This window comes from Streptomyces sp. CNX435, from assembly GCF_059570575.1.
This window is the reverse complement of sequence record NZ_JCANTA010000012.1, coordinates 180,773-198,023: the sequence shown is the minus strand read 5'-3', so window position 1 is coordinate 198,023 and position 17,251 is coordinate 180,773. Positions and strand designations below refer to the sequence as shown.

Annotated in this window: 15 protein-coding genes and 1 pseudogene; 10 read left to right on the top strand and 6 right to left on the bottom strand. The window is 71.4% G+C overall.

Annotated elements, in window-relative coordinates; all coding sequences use genetic code 11:
- Positions 1–12 precede the first annotated feature (12 nt).
- The 5 genes from T328_RS21160 to T328_RS21140 form a co-directional block, all read right to left on the bottom strand.
- Positions 13–879 (bottom strand): MFS transporter, encoded by an 867-nt coding sequence (locus T328_RS21160; protein ID WP_496497703.1) that lies wholly within the window; start codon positions 877–879, stop codon positions 13–15.
- Positions 880–1,558: 679 nt separating this feature from the next.
- Complete coding sequence (locus tag T328_RS21155; protein ID WP_496497682.1) at positions 1,559–2,215, bottom strand: ATP-binding protein; 657 nt, start codon at positions 2,213–2,215, stop codon at positions 1,559–1,561.
- A gap of 392 nt (positions 2,216–2,607) precedes the next feature.
- A complete protein-coding gene (locus tag T328_RS21150) occupies positions 2,608–3,015 on the bottom strand; it encodes a Rid family detoxifying hydrolase (protein ID WP_496497681.1) in 408 nt (135 codons plus the stop codon).
- Between the two features lie 31 nt (positions 3,016–3,046).
- Positions 3,047–3,679 (bottom strand): helix-turn-helix domain-containing protein, encoded by a 633-nt coding sequence (locus tag T328_RS21145; RefSeq protein ID WP_496497680.1) that lies wholly within the window; start codon positions 3,677–3,679, stop codon positions 3,047–3,049.
- 74 nt (positions 3,680–3,753) lie between these two features.
- Positions 3,754–4,221, bottom strand: a complete 468-nt coding sequence (locus T328_RS21140; protein WP_496497679.1) for a MarR family winged helix-turn-helix transcriptional regulator — start codon at positions 4,219–4,221, stop codon at positions 3,754–3,756.
- Between the two features lie 354 nt (positions 4,222–4,575).
- On the opposite strand from T328_RS21140, the gene T328_RS21135 reads away from it, so the two are divergent.
- The 8 genes and pseudogenes from T328_RS21135 to T328_RS21100 form a co-directional block, all read left to right on the top strand.
- Positions 4,576–4,884: a GNAT family N-acetyltransferase gene (locus T328_RS21135; RefSeq protein WP_496497678.1), complete on the top strand. Its 309-nt coding sequence runs from the start codon at positions 4,576–4,578 to the stop codon at positions 4,882–4,884.
- A 30-nt stretch (positions 4,885–4,914) separates the two neighbouring features.
- Complete coding sequence (locus T328_RS21130; protein ID WP_496497677.1) at positions 4,915–5,337, top strand: (4Fe-4S)-binding protein; 423 nt, start codon at positions 4,915–4,917, stop codon at positions 5,335–5,337.
- Between the two features lie 104 nt (positions 5,338–5,441).
- The gene (locus T328_RS21125; protein WP_496497676.1) at positions 5,442–6,281 is read left to right on the top strand and encodes an alpha/beta fold hydrolase; all 840 of its coding nucleotides are present in this window, start codon (positions 5,442–5,444) and stop codon (positions 6,279–6,281) included.
- Positions 6,282–6,340: 59 nt separating this feature from the next.
- On the top strand, positions 6,341–7,411 hold the full coding sequence (locus T328_RS21120; RefSeq protein WP_496497702.1) for an LLM class flavin-dependent oxidoreductase: 1,071 nt from the start codon (positions 6,341–6,343) through the stop codon (positions 7,409–7,411).
- An 8-nt stretch (positions 7,412–7,419) separates the two neighbouring features.
- A complete protein-coding gene (locus T328_RS21115) occupies positions 7,420–8,088 on the top strand; it encodes an NADPH-dependent F420 reductase (RefSeq protein ID WP_496497675.1) in 669 nt (222 codons plus the stop codon).
- A 231-nt stretch (positions 8,089–8,319) separates the two neighbouring features.
- Positions 8,320–10,191: a glycoside hydrolase family 2 protein gene (locus T328_RS21110; protein WP_496497674.1), complete on the top strand. Its 1,872-nt coding sequence runs from the start codon at positions 8,320–8,322 to the stop codon at positions 10,189–10,191.
- 122 nt (positions 10,192–10,313) lie between these two features.
- A complete protein-coding gene (locus tag T328_RS21105; protein ID WP_496497673.1) occupies positions 10,314–11,300 on the top strand; it encodes an NHL repeat-containing protein in 987 nt (328 codons plus the stop codon).
- 102 nt (positions 11,301–11,402) lie between these two features.
- A pseudogene (locus tag T328_RS21100) lies at positions 11,403–13,764 on the top strand (WD40/YVTN/BNR-like repeat-containing protein); the annotation flags it as partial.
- On the opposite strand, the gene T328_RS21095 reads toward T328_RS21100, so the two are convergent.
- On the bottom strand, positions 13,749–14,342 hold the full coding sequence (locus T328_RS21095) for a hypothetical protein (protein WP_496497672.1): 594 nt from the start codon (positions 14,340–14,342) through the stop codon (positions 13,749–13,751). The pseudogene T328_RS21100 and the gene T328_RS21095 sit on opposite strands and share 16 nt — an antisense overlap.
- 469 nt (positions 14,343–14,811) lie before the next feature.
- Here T328_RS21095 and T328_RS21090 point away from each other — a divergent pair, with 469 nt between their 5' ends.
- Both T328_RS21090 and T328_RS21085 read left to right on the top strand, forming a co-directional pair.
- Positions 14,812–16,524 (top strand): DMT family transporter, encoded by a 1,713-nt coding sequence (locus T328_RS21090; RefSeq protein ID WP_496497671.1) that lies wholly within the window; start codon positions 14,812–14,814, stop codon positions 16,522–16,524.
- On the top strand, positions 16,502–17,194 hold the full coding sequence (locus tag T328_RS21085) for a glutaminyl-peptide cyclotransferase (protein WP_496497670.1): 693 nt from the start codon (positions 16,502–16,504) through the stop codon (positions 17,192–17,194). Before T328_RS21090 ends, T328_RS21085 begins: the two co-directional genes overlap by 23 nt.
- The last annotated feature ends 57 nt before the right edge of the window (positions 17,195–17,251 follow it).

Below are 17,251 nucleotides of genomic sequence, written 5' to 3'. Positions count from 1 at the left end.
GGGTCAGAGCCATTATCGGCCCGGATGCTGCGGCTCTGTGGATCTCTCGCCGAGGGCCAGGGGGAACACCGTGGCGATCGCGGTGGCGAACGCGACGATCAGGAAGGCGGTGCTTATCGCGCTGGACATGCCTTCGAGGATGGGGGCCGACAGGCGGGGGTCCAGGTCGTTCAGGAACGAGGTGTCGTTCAGGTCGATGTCGGCGGTTCCGGCGCGCATGTTCGCCACCAGGACCTGGTCGACGGGGGGCGAGGTCGCTGCCGGGTCGTCCAGGGCCGCTTGGAAGTCGGGGGTCGCCCGCGCGGCGTCGATGGCGGCGGCGATGCGCCCGCCCACGATGTCGAACAGCACCGAGGTGAGGACCGCGACCCCGGCGGTACCGCCGATCTGGCGGAAGAAGGTGAAGAGTCCACTGGCGACGCCGATGTCCCGCGCCGGAACGCCGTCCTGCAACGCCGTCATCACGACCTGGAAGAACATGCCGATACCCAGTCCCATGACGGCGGCGAGCACGCCTGGCTGCCAGAGCGGGCTCCGCGTGCCAAGGCCGCTGAACCCGAAGGCGGATACGGCCACCAGTGCCACCCCCAGCATCAGGAACCCCTTGTAGGAGCCGGTCCTGACGACGATGGGGCCGGTGATCCGGCCGGCGAGGATGATGGCCGCGGTCTGCGGAACGAGCATCAGTCCGGCCGCGGTCGGGCCGAGCCCCTTGACGATCTGAAGGTACAGGGGCAGGAGAATCATGCCACCGAAGATCCCGATGCCGACCACGAAGTTGATGACGTTGACCAACGTGAAGATCCGGGCGCGGAACAACCGGGGCGGCAGGAGCGCCTCGTCGCCCATCCGGCGTTCGGCGGTCACGAACAGCGTCAGCCCGGCGATTCCCAGGGCGAGCAGAGTGACCGAGCGGGTGGACCACCATCCCCAAGCGCGCCCGCTCGCCCGGCCAGCGAAGCCGCCCGCTCGGTTCGACCGGCGGTGATCGCCGACTGGGCGGCAAGGGTCAGCCGCCTGGCCCGCTCGGCCTGATCGGGGCTGAGCTGGGCGGCCTGTTCGAAGACCGAGACCGCAGTGGCCAGTGCCCCGCGGGCTCGCGCGCCCTCCGCGGCGCGCTCCAACCCGGCTGCGATGCTCTCGTCCGGCGCCGTGACGGCCGCGGCGCGATGCCACACCCTCCGGTCCCCGTCGAGCGCGTCGGCCAGGGCGTCGTGGACGGCGAGACGAACGGTGAGCGGGGCGCTCTGATAGATGACCGAGCGAATCAGCGGGTGCCGGAAGGCGACCGACGTGCCCGTGACACGCAGCAGCCCAGCCTGCTCGGCGACCTCAAGGTCGGTCACGGATACCCCGAGCGCTCGGCCCGCGTGGAGCACGGTCCCCAGGTCGCCGGTGCCCTCGGCGGCGGCGACGAGCAGGAGCAGTCGGGACTCGTCGGGCAACCGGCCGATCTGGTCGCCGAAGACGGAGAGCACCCTGCTCGTCACGGGGAGCGTGGCCGACGCGGGCGCCCGCCCGGCCCTCTGCTCCGCGCTGAGCCCGGATGGCAGCTCGATCAGCGCCAGCGGGTTCCCGGCCGACTCCTCGATGATCCGGTCTCGTACGCCCGTGGCGAGGTCGGGCGCGTGCTCCGCGAGGAGATCGGCGGCGGCGGCCTGGTCAAGACCGTCCAGCACCAGCTCGGGCAGGCCGGGCGCGACGAAGGCACTCCGGAGCCATCGTCCCTGGCCGCGAACACGAGCGCGATGCCGTCGGCGTCGAGACGGCGAGCGGTGAACAGCAGGGCCTCGGCGGAGGCCGGGTCGAGCCAGTGGGCGTCGTCGATCAGGCGAAGGATCGGACGTTCCTCGGCAAGGTCCGACAGCAGCGTGAGCACGGCCAGCCCGACGAGGAACCGGTCGCCGCCCCCGGCGTCCGAGAGCCCCAACGCGCCGCGCAGCGCGGCCGCTTGCGGACCCGGGAGTCCGTCCAGCCGACGCAGCGCGGGGCGCAGCAACATCTGCAAGGTGGCGAACGGCAGAGCCGCCTCCGCCTCCACCCCGACGGCGCGCAGCACCCGCAGCCCGGTCGCCTCGCGTACGGCCTGTTCAAGCAGCGCCGACTTGCCGACGCCCATCTCTCCTCGCACGACCAGGGCCCGGCTTCGACCCGCGTCGGCCTCCTTGACGAGCCGCGCGATCGCGGTCCTCTCTTCGTCTCGCCCCAACAACATGTGTCGGAGGCTACCGGCCGGGTGGCGCACCGCCCCGGTCGTTCTGGCCTCAGCGGCGGCCCAGTGGCCGCCCACCGCCGGGCGGAGCCCGGGACCGCGAGCTGGCCAGGTTCGTCGCCGACGCGGCTTTGGCGCGCCGTCCGCGCCGGACTGTGCTGGTCATCACCATGGTCCTGGCCCGGTCTGGAGCACCCGCACCAACCGTGACTGACGACCAGGTTCGGGCACTGGCCGAGACCGCGAAACCCTACAGCCTGGCGCTCCTTCAGTGGGGGCCGGAACGGACCATGGACGGCGCGGACGCAGTCGAACGCGAACACCGAGCCAACAAGCCCGGCCCTTCAGGGCCGAGTAGTTGACCGGTCCTTACGGGGACGGCCGGGAGTCCCGGCTCACCGTGCGGGGAGGTGGGCGATGGCGTCGATGTCGACGAGGAAGCCCAGCGGCGGCGGGGACTGCATCGTCATCCGGGCTGGAAGGTAGTCGTCGAAGTACGTCTCGTAGACCGCGTTCATCTTGGCCCAGTCGTCGACGTCCTTCATGTGGATGGTGACCTTCACGAGGTCGTCCAGTGTGCCGCCGGCCGCTTCGAGTATCGCTCGGATGCTGCCCATGACGTGCGCCGTCTGCTCCTCGATGCCGCCCTCGACGACCTGCTCGCGAGCCGAGTCGTAGGGGACGGTGCCGGAGATGAACAGGAAGTCGCCGGCCTGGACCGCCTGGGGGAAAGGGCCGAGGGGGAGCACCGCGTGCGGCGTGGTGATGACGCGCTTGGCGGGTGTGCGCTGTGTGTCCTTCACGAACCACCTCCGGGTCGGGTCGGGCGGTGCTTCAACCGCCCCGCTGCGTGGCTGTCGTGGCTGTCTGGTCCGGCTCCGGGCTGCCGCCCGCGCCGCCGTATCGCGCGGGCGGATAGCTCATGACCGAGAGCACGCGGGCCCCTTGGCGGGAGAAGTACCGGTGCGTCACATCACCTGGGAACCAGAGGGCATCGCCTGCCGACAGTTCCGCCTCCTGACCCTGTGGGCCCGCCTCCAGCGAGCCCTCGATGCAGTACACGAGTTCCTCGGTGCCGGGCGGATGCAGGCTGGTGTACGGGATCCCGGCCAGGACGCGGACGTCGTAGATCTCGGTGCGGTGACTGCGGCCCTCGGCGAGGACCAGACGCGCCACCAGGCCGCTCTCGGATGTCATGGACGGACCGTCGTCGGCCCGGACGAGCCGGGTCTGTGGCAGGTTCTCTTCGCCGAGCAGTGTTCCGAGCGTGATGTCGAAGGCGCGTGCGAGGCGCCACATCGTCTCCAGCGACGGGTTGCCGGCGCCGGATTCGAGCGTCGACAACAGAGTCTTCGACAGGCCGGTCCGGCCCGCCAGCGCACCGAGGGACCAGCCGCGGGCCTCACGGTGAGCCCTGACGGTCCGGGCCACGCCGCTGCTAGCGGAGGCGAACGCGCTGTCCATCATAGTTTTCAATCGTACAGTTGAGTTGCCGCCTCGTGAAGCCCGCGGATCGGGCCGCGGCGTGATCGTCCGATGCGTCAGTCGGGCTGCTTCTCCATGTGCGCGAGGACTCGGTCCGAGATCCGGGCGAGCGTGTCGAGTTCTTCGCGGGTGAGGGCGTTGATGAACAGTCGGCGGACGTGTTCGACGTGTACAGGCGCGGCGTCTTCGATCGCCTTGTAGCCGGCCGCGGTGGCGACGATGAACGCTCCTCGTCCGTCGTCGGGACACTCTTCCTTAGCCACCAGTCCGCGTTTCACCATCCGCCCGACCTGGTGGGACATACGGCTCTTCTCCCACTCCACCACCTTCACCAGGTCCATGAAGCGCATCCGCCTGCCGCTGGATTCGGTGAGTTTGACCAACACGATGTAGTCGGAGGCGGACATCCCGGAGTCAGCCTGGACTCGCCGGGAAAGCCGTCCGATGAGCTTCTCCTGCATGCGGATGAAACTGTCCCAGGCGGCGGACTGCTCCGAGGTCAGCCAGCGAGGCGGTGCGTCCATGGTGGGAGCGTAGCGAGATCGTTGACAGCTCATCCATCCCCAGGGGCGGCCGATTCTGATTTCAAAGCCTCACTTTCCGTTATGAGTCGCAACGTTCCGTACTGCAGCGCTCTCCTGGGTGGACGGCTCCAGCGGTGGTGGCCTGGGCCGGGTGTCCATGCGTCCGGCAGGCGTCGGCGGGTCGGCAACTCGGCATCTAGTTGACGATTCAACGACTGGCCCGCTAATGTAGATGACACATCAACCAAATGTGTAAGCGTCGAGACGCCGGCGCACCGCGGCTCGACGCGCTGCTGACGCCCGAGGAGAGCGTCCTCGTGCTGATCGACCACGCGGAAGGCACTTGGAGGACACGTGGCAGTTGAAGTGAGTGACGTTCCCGAAGCCAAGCGGTACGAAGCCCGGGTCGAGGGAGAGTCCGAGGTCGCGGGCATCGCGGATTACATCCGCACGACGGAACTCGTCGCGTTCGTGCACACCGAGGTCTCGCCGGAGTACGAGGGCAGGGGGATCGGGGCGGCACTGGCTCGGACCGCCCTCGACGAGGCGCGCGCCGCGAACCTGCGGGTGCTGGCGACCTGTCCGTTCTTCGCGGGGTGGATCGCCCGGCACCCCGACTACCAGGACCTGCTGTATCAGTCCCGCAGCAGAGTCAGCGACTGAACACCGGGCATGGCGGCGACGGAGGCCGGTATGAGCAGCGGAACCGAGAAGAAGGCGTACGAGGGCCAGTCGATCACCGTGACATTCGAGGCCGGGCGCTGCCTGCACGCCGCCGAATGCGTCCACGGTCTGCCGGAGGTCTTCGATCCGGACAAGCGCCCGTGGATCCGGCCGGACGGCGCCGAGGCCGAGCGCCTGGCCGAAGTGGTGCGGCGCTGTCCCTCGGGTGCGCTGCAGTACGAACTCGTGGACGGCGGGGCGGAGATTCCGGACCGGCCTACGCGGATCACACGCAACTCCGTCGGACAGGTGGTCGCGCGCGGCGAGCTGAGCGTGGACTCGGCGGCAGGCTCGCGCGCGGAGACCAGGGTCGTTCTGTGCGGCTGCGGCCAGAACCGTCTGCAGCCGTACTGCGACCACGCGGGGCCATGCGGTCAGTCAGCGTCCGGGTGACCCGCCCTCACCTGAACTCGTGGACCGAGGCCGGAGGCGCCGCGACCGACGCGACCCTCAGCGGCAACCCGAAATTCACACAACGACTCGGAAGGAACGAGTAAATGGGCTACATCACCGTAGGAAACGAAAACAGCACGCCGGTCGAGCTCTACTACGAGGATCAGGGCGCGGGCCAGCCGGTCATCCTCATCCACGGATACCCACTGAACGGGCACAGCTGGGAGCGCCAGACGCAAAGTCTCCTCGCCGCCGGATACCGCGTCATCACCTACGACCGCCGGGGCTTCGGCAGGTCGTCGAAGGTGAACTCCGGGTATGACTACGACACCTTCGCCGCAGACCTCAACACCGTGCTGGAGACGCTCGACCTTCGCGACGTCGTCCTGGTGGGCTTCTCGATGGGTACGGGCGAGGTCGCCCGTTACGTCTCGCGGTTCGGCCATGAAAGGGTCGCCAAGCTGGCGTTCCTGGCCTCCCTGGAGCCTTTCCTCGTCGCCCGGGACGACAACCCCGAGGGCGTGCCGCAGAAGGTCTTCGACGGAATCGAGGCGGCGGCGAAAGGCGACCGGTACGCCTGGTACACGCAGTTCTTCTCGGACTTCTACGATCTCGACGAGAACCTCGGCAACCGGATCAGCCAGGAGGCCGTCACCGCAAGCTGGAACGTGGCGACGTCGAGTGCCCCCGTGGCAGCCTACGCGGTCGTCTCCGCCTGGATCGAGGACTTCCGCGCCGACGTCGAAGCGGTCCGCGACAGCGGCAAGCCGGCGCTGATCCTGCACGGCACGGCCGACAAGATCCTGCCCATCGACGCTACCGCCCGCCGCTTTCGACGGGACCTGCCCGACGCGCAGTACATGGAGATCGAGGGCGCCCCGCACGGGTTGCTCTGGACACACGCGGACGAGGTCAATTCAGCCCTGCGCTCCTTCCTCGGCTAGATCCGCGACGAGACCCGGCGACGGCACGCGCACGACGAAAGATCTGAAGGACTTGAATGATGGATGTTTCGCAGATCGAGTTCGGTATCGACAGCTTCGGGGACCGGCCCCGTGACGACCGCGGGGAAATCGTCTCGTACGCGCAGGCGATCCGCGCGGCCGTGACCGAGGCGGTGCTGGCCGATCAGGTCGGCATCGACGTGGTCGCGCTGGGAGAGCACCACCGGCCGGAGTTCGCGATCTCGAGCCCTGAGACCGTGCTGGCCGGCATCGCGACCGCCACGGAGCGCATCCGGCTCGCCTCGGGGGTAACGGTTCTGTCGTCGGACGATCCGGTGCGGGTGTTCCAGCGCTTTGCCACTCTCGACGCGCTCTCCGGCGGTCGCGCCGAGGTCATCCTCGGACGGGGTTCGTTCACCGAGTCGTTCCCGCTGTTCGGGTACGACCTGAAGGACTACGAGGTGCTGTTCGAAGAGAAGATCGACCTGTTCCACCGACTTCTGGACGAGAAGCCGGTCAGCTGGGAGGGCACCACCCGTGCCGCCCTGCAAGATGCGGACGTGTACCCGAAGACCGAGTCCGGACGTCTCGAAAGCTGGGTGGGAGTCGGCGGGTCACCTCAGTCCGTGGTCCGCACCGCCCGCTACGGATTTCGGCTCATGCTCGCCATCATCGGCGGCGCCCCCGACCGGTTCGCTCCCTATGTCGACCTTTACCGGCGGGCGAGCGAGCAGCTCGGCACCACCGCACAGCCGGTCGGGATGCACTCGCCGGGGTTCGTCGCCGCGACCGACGCCGAGGCGAAAGAACTCTTCTACCCCGGGTTCAAGGAGACCCGCGACCGGATCGGGGCGCTGCGCGGCTGGCCGCCGATCCGCCGGGAGGAGTTCGACGCCGAGGTGGCACACGGATCGCTGTATGTCGGCTCGGTGGAGACGGTCGCGGACAAGATCGCCCACGCGATCCGGGCGCTCGGCGTAGGCCGGTTCGACATGATCTACTCGGCCGCCGGCACCGTCTCCGCCACCGCCCGGCTGCGTTCGGTCGAGCTGTACGGAACCCGCGTCATCCCCCGGGTCCGCGAGCTTCTGGCCGAACAGCCCACCGTCACGGCGGGGGCGAAACGATGACACCCCCTGTGACCACCACGGTCGCCACCGTCGGGATCCTGGGGGCCGGGAAGGTCGGCACCGTCCTGGCGCGCCTGGCGGTCGCGGCCGGATACCGGGTCCTGGTCTCCGGATCCGGAGATCCGGCGAAGATCGCGCTGACCACCGAGATCCTCACCCCCGGCGCGACCGCCGTGTGGCCGGACAAGGCCGCGGACGCCGCCGACGTGGTCATCCTCGCCCTCCCGCTCGGCAAACACCGCAACCTCCCGATCCCGGAGCTGAACGGGAAGCTGGTCGTCGACGCGATGAACCACTGGTGGGAAATCGACGGTCCCCGCGAAACGGTCGTCCCGTCCGACACCTCCTCAAGCGAGGCCGTGCAACGGTTTCTGACGGGCGCGCGAGTCGTGAAAGCCCTCAACCACATGGGTTACCACGACCTCGAAGACGGGGCCCGCCCAGCCGGAACCCCCGGGCGCAAGGCGATCGCGATCGCCGGCGACTCACCCGAGGATCTGGCCGTCGTGTCGGAACTGGTCGAGACGCTGGGATTCGACCCGCTCACCATCGGCGACCTCGCGGCGGGTGCCCGGCTCGAACCCGGCACCCCCGCCTTCGGCGCCAACGTCGGCGCCGACCGGCTTCGCACTCTCACCGGCATCCCCGCTCCGGCCGTACTCCTGGAGCGCCCGTAAGCCGACAGTCGGCACCCCCGGCCGGACGGTGACCCCTCTCTGGTCTCCCCACCGCCGCCGACATCCGGGCCGTCCGGGGGTGAACCGGCGCCGGCCGGCCGCGGTTGCCACGTTGAAAGCGGGCTGGCGGAGCCTCTTCGGCGCATGGTTTACAACGTTGCATCGAGATGTTGGGATGGTGGGGACGGCACCCTGTCCGACCTGACGTCCTCCTTCAGGAGAACCTTCGCCATGCCCGATTCGTACGCCCCGCCCGCCCCCGCGGGTACGCCCCGTCCGGAATACCCCCGGCCCAGCTTCGTCCGCACGGACTGGCTCAACCTCAACGGCACCTGGCAGTTCGCCCGCGATCCCGGCGACAGCGGGCTGGAGCGCGGGCTCGTCGGGGCCGAGCTGCCCGAGCGCATCGTCGTGCCGTTCTGTCCCGAGTCGGAGCTGTCCGGGATCGGGGACACCGACTTCCACCACGCCGTCTGGTACCGCCGCACCGTGCGCATACCCGCCGAGTGGGCCGGGCGGCGGGCCGTGCTGCACTTCGGGGCCGTCGACCACGACGCCACGGTGTGGGTCAACGGCACCGAAGTCGTCCGGCACAGCGGGGGGTTCACCCCGTTCAGCGCCGACCTCGGCGATGTCGTACGGGCCGGGGAGGAGGCCGTCGTCGTCGTGCGGGCGCGGGACGCCGCGCGGGGGCCGCAGGCGCGGGGCAAGCAGTCGACCGCGTACGACAACCACGCCTGCTTCTACACCCGTACCACCGGCATCTGGCAGACCGTCTGGCTGGAGCCCGTCGCGGACACGCACCTCGGGCGGCCCCGCATCACCCCCGACCTGGCGGCCGGCTGCTTCCACGTCGAGGCCCCTCTTGCCGGCCCTGCCGGCAGCCGCACCGGCCACCGCGTGCGCGCCCGGCTGCATGACGCGCACGGCGTCGTCGCCGAGGCGGACGTCGCGGCGGACTTCGACCTCGCGCCGCGCCTCGTGCTGCCCGTACCCGACGACCGGCGCCGCCCCTGGTCTCCCGAGGACCCCCATCTGTACGAACTGACCCTGGAACTGACCGGTCCCGACGGTACCGTGACCGACCGTGCCGTCTGCACGGCCGGCCTGCGCGCGGTGACGATCGACGGGAAGCGGATCCTGATCAACGGCAAGCCCGTCTTCCAGCGGCTCGTGCTCGACCAGGGCTGGTACCCCGACGGACTCATGACCGCCCCCGACGACGCCGCCCTCGTCCGCGACATCGAACTCTCCCTCGCCGCCGGCTTCAACGGCGCCCGTCTGCACCAGAAGGTCTTCGAGGAGCGCTTCCTGCACCACGCCGACCGCCTCGGCTACCTGGTCTGGGGCGAGTTCGGCGACTGGGGCGCCAGCACCGGGGGACCCGTCGGTCCCGACAACCAGCAGCCCACCGCCGGCTTCGTCGCCCAGTGGCTGGAGGCCGTCGAACGCGACTACTCCCACCCCGCCCTCATCGGCTGGTGCCCGCTCAACGAGACGCGGCAGCAGCTGACCGACCGGCAGAGCGTCCTCGACGACGTCACCCGCGCGATGTTCCTCGCCACCAAGGCCGCCGACACCTCCCGGCCCGTCCTCGACGCCTCCGGCTACGCCCACCGCGTACCGGAGACCGACGTCTACGACTCGCACTGCTACGAGCAGGACCCGGAGGTCTTCGGCGCGCTGATGGCGGGGCTGCGCGCGGGCACGCCCTTCGTCAACCCGCAGGACGAGGCGGCGGGGCAGACCTGGTCGCTGCCGTACGGCGGACAGCCCTACTTCTGCAGCGAGTTCGGCGGCATCTGGTGGAACCCGGAGGACGCGGCGTCCGCTGGGGAGGACCGGCTGGTGTCGTGGGGGTACGGGCAGCGGCCGCGCGACGAGGAGGCGTTCCACGAGCGCTTCGCCGGGCTGACCGGGGTACTCCTGGAGGACCCGGACATGTTCGGGTACTGCTACACGCAGCTGACGGACGTCTTCCAGGAGCAGAACGGCATCTACCGGTTCGACCGGTCGGAGAAGCTGGACGTGCGGCGCGTACGGGAGGCGCAGCTGCGGCCGGCGGCGTTCGAGGCGGAGGGGGGCGTGGGGGAGGGGGCATAGCGGCCGAGGGGGCGCGGGGCGGGGGAACTTTGGGAGGCGGACAATCCGTTGTGCCGAGAGTTCGCAGAGTTACCTCAGGTGCGCAGCCCCCTACCGTCCACTGTCACGGAAGGCCCGCAACCATGGCTCCGAACCACCACCCCCGCCTCTCCCGCCGCGTGCTCCTCGGCGCCGCCGCCGGCGCGACGCTGGCCGCCGGTACGGGCACGGCGTACGGCGCGAGCAGTACGAGCCGCCCGTACGGTACGACCCGCCCCCGCGCCGCCAGCGCCTGGCCGACCGAGTTCCCGCTCCCCGACGGCTGGCTCCCCGAGGGCATCACCATCGGCAGCCGCCCCTACGCCTACATGGGCTCCCGCGCCAACGGCGCCATCCTCCGCGCCGACCTGCGAACCGGCGCGGGGGAGGTCGTCTACGCCGGCGCCCCGGGCACGGCGTCCATCGGCCTGAAGCTGGACAGCGACGGGCTCCTCTACGTCGCGGGCGGCGCCGGCGGCACGGCGAGCGTCATCGACGCCGGCACCGGCACCCTGGTCACCACCCACCAACTGACGCCCTCGACCGGCCACTTCGTCAACGACACCGTCCTCCTCGGCGGCACCGCCTGGTTCACCGACTCCCGCGACGCCGTCCTCTACGGCGTCCCCCGCGGCCGGACCGGCGAGGTCCGCGCCCTCCCGCTCACCGGCGACTGGGTCCAGACCCCGGACGTCAACAACGCCAACGGCATCGTCGACACCCCCGACGGCAGCGGCGTGATCGTCGTCAGCAGCAACCCCGGCCGCCTGTACCACGTCGACCTGCGGACCGGCCACGCCACGGAGATCGCCCTGAGCGGCGCGGCGGACGTCGTCAACGGCGACGGCCTCGTCCGCGTCGGCCACACCCTCTACGTGGTCCAGAACCGCAACAACCTGGTGGCGGCCTTCCACCTGGACCGCGCCGTCCGCACCGCCACCCTGCACCACACGATCACCGACCCCCGCTTCGACGTCCCCGCCACGGCGGCCCGCTACGGCGACCGCCTCTACCTGGTCAATGCCCGCTTCACGTCGCCCCAGGAGCCGGACACCACCTTCAACGCGGTGGCGGTGCCGCTGTCGAACTAGTTCGATCCCGTACGCATCTTGACCCCTCTCCGGCGGCGCCGCATTCTCCTGGGAGCGCTCCCACGCGGCGCGGCAAGCCAACCCGTGGAGAGGACCCCCAACGTGCGCAGGATCAGCAGACTCAGACTCGCCGGATCGCTCGCGCTCGCCGCCGGCCTGCTCGTCAGCGGGCCCGCGGCGGCCGAGCCGTTCGCCGGGCCGTTCGCCGAAGGCAGACAGAACGACGCGACGACCGCCGCCGTCCCCTACGACTGGCGCAACGCCCGCATCGACGGCGGCGGCTTCGTTCCCGGCATCGTCTTCAACCGCACCGAGCCCGACCTCGCCTACGCCCGTACCGACATCGGCGGCGCCTACCGCTGGCAGGAGGCCGACAAGACCTGGAACCCCCTCCTCGACTCCGTCGGCTGGGACGACTGGGGCCACACCGGCGTCGTCAGCATCGCCTCCGACCCCGTCGAGCCGGACAACGTCTACGCCGCCGTCGGCTCGTACACCAACGACTGGGACCCCGGCAACGGCGCCGTCTACCGCTCCGCCGACCGCGGCGCCAACTGGCAGAAGTCCGCGCTGCCGTTCAAGCTCGGCGGCAACATGCCCGGCCGCGGCATGGGCGAGCGCCTCGCCGTCGACCCGCACGACAACGACGTGCTCTACCTCGGCGCCCCCAGCGGCCACGGCCTGTGGCGCTCCACCGACGCCGGCGCCACCTGGGCCGAGGTGACCGCCTTCCCCAACCCCGGCAACTACGTCGAGGACCCGAGCGACACCACCGGCTACGCCTCCGACAACCAGGGCATCGTCTGGGTCACCTTCGACGAGTCCACCGGCACCCCCGGCAGCCCCACCGGCACCGTCTACGTCGGCGTCGCCGACACCGAGAACTCCGTCTACCGCTCCACCGACGCCGGCGCCACCTGGACGCGGGCCTGGGACTACACCTCGTACCGTTCCTCGTGACTGTGCAGGACTGAGTCTTGTACAGCCGCACGCCCCGAACGGTCTTGGGCGCACTGGTCCCCGGCGTACTCAGCCCCCGGGCGGCGACACGCATCATGTGCGTGGTCCGCTCCAGGGAGGCCGGATCCCTGACGACCTGGCCAGTTGGGTACGGACAGAGGGCGACGGAGAGGCCCCGGACCTTCACTCCGGAGGCAAGGGGGCTCCGCACGCTGGCTCCGTTCCCGGTGTCCCAGATCGCACAAGCACGCTAACCCGGACAGCCCGGAGCGACGCAAGCAGGCGAGTAGACCGTCACACGATCGAGCTACCCCAGCCCTCTGCACACTCCTCGGCGAACAGCTGCCACCCCAACCGCGAGAACCGCTTCACCATGGACGTCTCCTCCGTCCCCTGGCTCTCCTGGGGCGCCAACCCGCAGCCGCCCGAGCAGACGCCGAAGCTGGGCTGGATGACCGAGGCGCTGGAGATCGACCCGTTCGACTCCGACCGGATGATGTACGGCACGGGCGCCACGGTCTACGGCACCGAGAACCTCACCGCCTGGGACACGGGGGCGAAGTTCACAGTCACGCCGATGGTCCGCGGTCTGGAGGAGACCGCCGTCAACGACCTCGTCTCACCGCCTACCGGCGCCCCGCTGCTCAGCGCGCTCGGCGACGTCGGCGGCTTCCGGCACACCGACCTGACCGAGGTGCCGGAGCTGATGTTCACCCAGCCGAACTTCACCACGACGACCAGCCTCGACTACGCCGAGACGAACCCCGACACCGTCGTACGCACCGGAAACGCCGACTCCGGCCCGCACGTCGCGTTCTCCACCGACAACGGCGCCAACTGGTTCGCCGGCCAGGACCCCGGCGGCGTCACCGGCGGCGGCACGGTCGCCGCGGCGGCCGACGGCAGCCGGTTCGTCTGGAGCCCGCAGGGTGCCGGCGTCCACACCACCGCCGGCTTCGGCACCTCCTGGACACCCGCCACCGGCATCCCCGCGGGCGCCACCGTGGAGGCCGACCGCGTCGACCCGCAGAAGTTCTACGGGTTCGCGGCCGGCACGTTCTACGTCAGCACCGACGGCGGCGCGACGTTCACCGCCCAGCCGTCGGCCGGCCTGCCCGCCGCGGGCGACGTGCGCTTCAAGGCCGTCCCCGGCAGCGAGGGCGACGTCTGGCTCGCCGGCGGCAGCGGCGACACGTACGGGCTGTGGCACTCCACCGACTCCGGCGCGACCTTCACCGCCGTGTCCGGCGTCGACGAGGCCGACACGATCGGCTTCGGCAAGGCCGCGCCGGGCGCGACGTACCAGGCGCTCTACACGAGCGCCAGGATCGACGGCGTACGCGGCATCTTCCGCTCCACCGACGCCGGCGCCACCTGGGAGCGCATCATCGACGACGCCCACCAGTGGGGCTGGACCGGCGCCGCCATCACCGGAGACCCGCGGGTCTACGGCCGGGTGTACGTGTCGACCAACGGACGGGGGGTCGTCTACGGCGACGCCTCCTCGAAGTAGGCGTCGAGGGCCGCCTCCAGGTCGACCGCCCACGCCTTCAGCTCCGCCTTGTCCTGGGCCTCCACCTCGGCCGGGCAGATGCCGCGGCTGTCGTGGACGCTGAGGACGAGGCGGCGGCCGAACCGGGAGGTCTTGTACTCGACCGCGCCGATCTCGGGCCACGTGAACTCGGTCTCGGTGTCGTCCAGCTTGAAGCGGACGCCGGTGCTGTCCACGGTCACGGAGCCGCGGCGGTCGGTGGCCTTGAAGACGGGGCCGTCGTCGTCGCCGGCTTCGGCGGTGGTGTCGGTGTCGGTGTCCGTGTCGTCGTCGGAGTCGCCGTCGTCGTCGGCGGTTTCCGAGTCCTCGGAGTCCGCTGCGTCCTCTGCGTCCTCCGCGTCCTCGGACTCCTCCGTCTCGTCGTTCTCCTCGTTCTCCTCGTTCTCCTCCGCGTCGGTCGCGGTCGCTTCGTCCTTGTCCTTCTCCTCCTCCGGGTCGTCCAGCGGCGACGGTACGAGGCCGGGCAGAGCGGCCGGGTCCGTCGCGGCGGCGTTGACGGGCGTGACGTTCAGACCTTTGTTCTCCTCCACGGTGCAAAGTATGGCCGCTGACCCCCCTCGCGGTCCCTGGGTCCGGTCACCTGCACCGGGATGCCCGGTTCGGCACCGGGCGCCGGCTTCGTACCACCCCGACGCGGTCGGGCTGAGTGACCGGCTCCAGATCGAGTACGGCGAGCACCCGCGCCGGACGCCGGGGGAGCGGTTCGCGTCGCCGGAGCTGCCGCGCGAGAAGGTCGCGCGGGGGTGAGCTGGGGCGCAAGGCGGGACAGGGGTTCTACGCCTGGCCCTGATCCGCCCGGCGCGCGCCCACCCGGCACGCCACCCTGCGTACGCCCCGCGTACGCCGTACGGACCAGGTGGCAGGCCCGTACGGAGATACCCCGAGCCGTGAATAAGACCGTGGAGGCATCTTCTCCGGGGGGCGTACTGCTCTAGCAGTACGCCCCAGAGCATCCGCCAGGATGACGACTTTCGCCACCGATCGCGGGATCGTTGGGGTATGAGCCCACTCATGCTGTCGGTGCTGCTTTCGCTGGTGTCGGCGGTGGCCTATGCCGGCGCCGCCCTCGTCCAGGAGCGGGTCGCGGCCACCACCACCGACGCCGACGGGGCGGGCGGGTCGTTCGCGCCGCTGCACCGCGGCAGCTGGTGGGCCTCCGTCGTCCTCAACAGCTCGGGGGCGCTGCTGCATGTGGTGGCGCTCGCGTACGGGCCGTTGAGCCTGGTGCAGCCGCTGGGCGCGCTGACCATCGTCTTCGCGCTGCCGATGGCGGCGGTGTTCCTCGGCCGGCGCGCCGGGCGGGCCGCCTGGCGCGGGGCGCTGCTGTCCACCGTGGGCCTGGTGGTGCTGCTGGCGCTGGTCGACCCGGTGGAGTCGCGGGAGCTGGGCGGGACGACGGCCGTGGCGCTGGCCGTGGCCACGGTCGCCGTGCTCGCCGTGCTGACGCTGGCGGCCACGCGGGTACGCCGGGTGGCGGTCCGTAGCGTGACGCTGGCGGTGGGCTCGGGCGCGGCGTTCGGCATGGCGTCGGTGTTCACCAAGGATGTCACCGCGGACTTCACCGACCCGCTGGCGATCGGCATGGTCGCGATCCTCGCCCCGGCCGGGCTGATGCTGTCGCAGGCGGCGTACCGCGGTGCGGGCCTGTCGGCGCCGCTGGCGACGCTGACGGTGGTCAACCCCGTGATAGCGGCGGCGGTCGGCGTCACGGCGCTGGGCGAGACGGTGCGGTACGGGGCGCTGGGCGCCCTGTTCGCCATCGCGGCGGGTGTGGTCGCGGCGGCCGGGCTGATTGAGCTGACGGTGCAGGCGCACCGGGCACCGGCGGACGAAGCGTCGGCGGACCAGGCGTCGGCAGACCAGGCGCACGCAGACCAGGCGCACGCAGACCAGGCGGCGGACGGGCAGCCCGCAGCCGAGCCCGCCGCGGCCCCGGAGGACGCGCCCGCCGCGCCGGCCACCGGCAGGGTGCCCGCGCCCCCCGAGCCGGTCGCCCCGGCCCCGGCCCCGGCCGCGCCCGGGGGCCCGCCGGCCTCCGTACCCGCGCCTTCTCCGGCGTACCACGCCGGCGTGGCAGCCGCGGCGGCGCTGTACGACGGGGCGCCCGCCGCCGGCACCGGGACGGGTGCGCCCGAAAGCCGGGGAGCCGACAGCCACGGCGCCGACAGCCACGGCGCCGACAGCCACGGCGCCGACAGCCACGGCGCCGAAGGCCGGGACCCGGGCATCCCCGCCCAGACCCCGGCGCCCGAGACCCCCGCCACCCGGGTCCCGGCGCCGGAGAACGCCGCCCCCGCGGGCCCGTCGCTCGCGGTGGCGGCGCTCATCGCCGCAGGTGCCGCCTCCGGCGGCGCCGCGCTCGCGCCGCACCACGCCGGCTGCTCCGCGTTAGCCGCCGTGCCCGGTCCCCGCCCGGCCACGGCGGCCGGCGCCCCCGCCCCCGTAGCCGCCGCTCCCCTGGACTCCCCGGACTCCGTCGACTCCGCGGCCGACACCGAAGCCGCGCCGTCTTCCTGCCGCGCGCACGCTGTGCCAGGGTGGCCCCATGCGACGCATCGCCGTGACCGCCACCGCCTTCCTCGTCGCGCTGCTGGCCGCGTGTTCGACGGGGGAACTCGAAGCGGCGACGAGGGGGAGCGGCCCGAGCCCGGCGCCCACGGATCCGGTCGTTCAGGAGCTACGGGTACAGGTGCTGGAGCGCCTGCCGCATGACACCGAGGCGTTCACGCAGGGCCTGGAGCTGCGCGGGGACGACCTCTACGAGGGCACCGGCCTGGTGGGCCACTCCTCCATACGCCGCGGCCCCGCCGGCGGCGAACCCACCGTCCGCCGCGACCTGCCCGCCCCGCTCTTCGGCGAGGGCCTGACGCTCGTCGGCCCCCGGCTCTGGCAGCTCACCTGGCAGAACGGCATCGCCATCGAGCGCGACGCGGACACCCTGGAGGAGCTGCGCCGGGTGAGCTACGAGGGCGAGGGCTGGGGCGTGTGCCACGACGGTACGGCCGGCGGCGCCGGCGGCCGGCTCGTCATGAGCGACGGCAGCTCCCGGCTCACGTTCCGCGACCCGGAGACGTTCGAGCCCACCGGCCACGTCGACGTCACCCGCGACGGCGCCCCCGTCGACCGGCTCAACGAGCTGGAGTGCACCGACGACGGCAGCGTCTACGCGAACGTCTACCAGACCGACACCCTCGTCCGTATCGACCCCGCCACCGGCGCCGTCACCGCCGACATCGACGCCTCCGGCCTGCTCACGCCAGCCGAGATAGAGGCCGGGGCGCTCCAGCTCAACGGGATCGCCGCCGTCCCCGGCGGCGACGAGTTCCTGCTCACCGGCAAGTACTGGCCCCGGATGTTCCGGGTCGCGTTCGTGACGCGCTGACGCCGCCGGAAAAAAAACTTCGCGCGGGTGTCGATCCGGCAGGGTGGCGTTCGACGC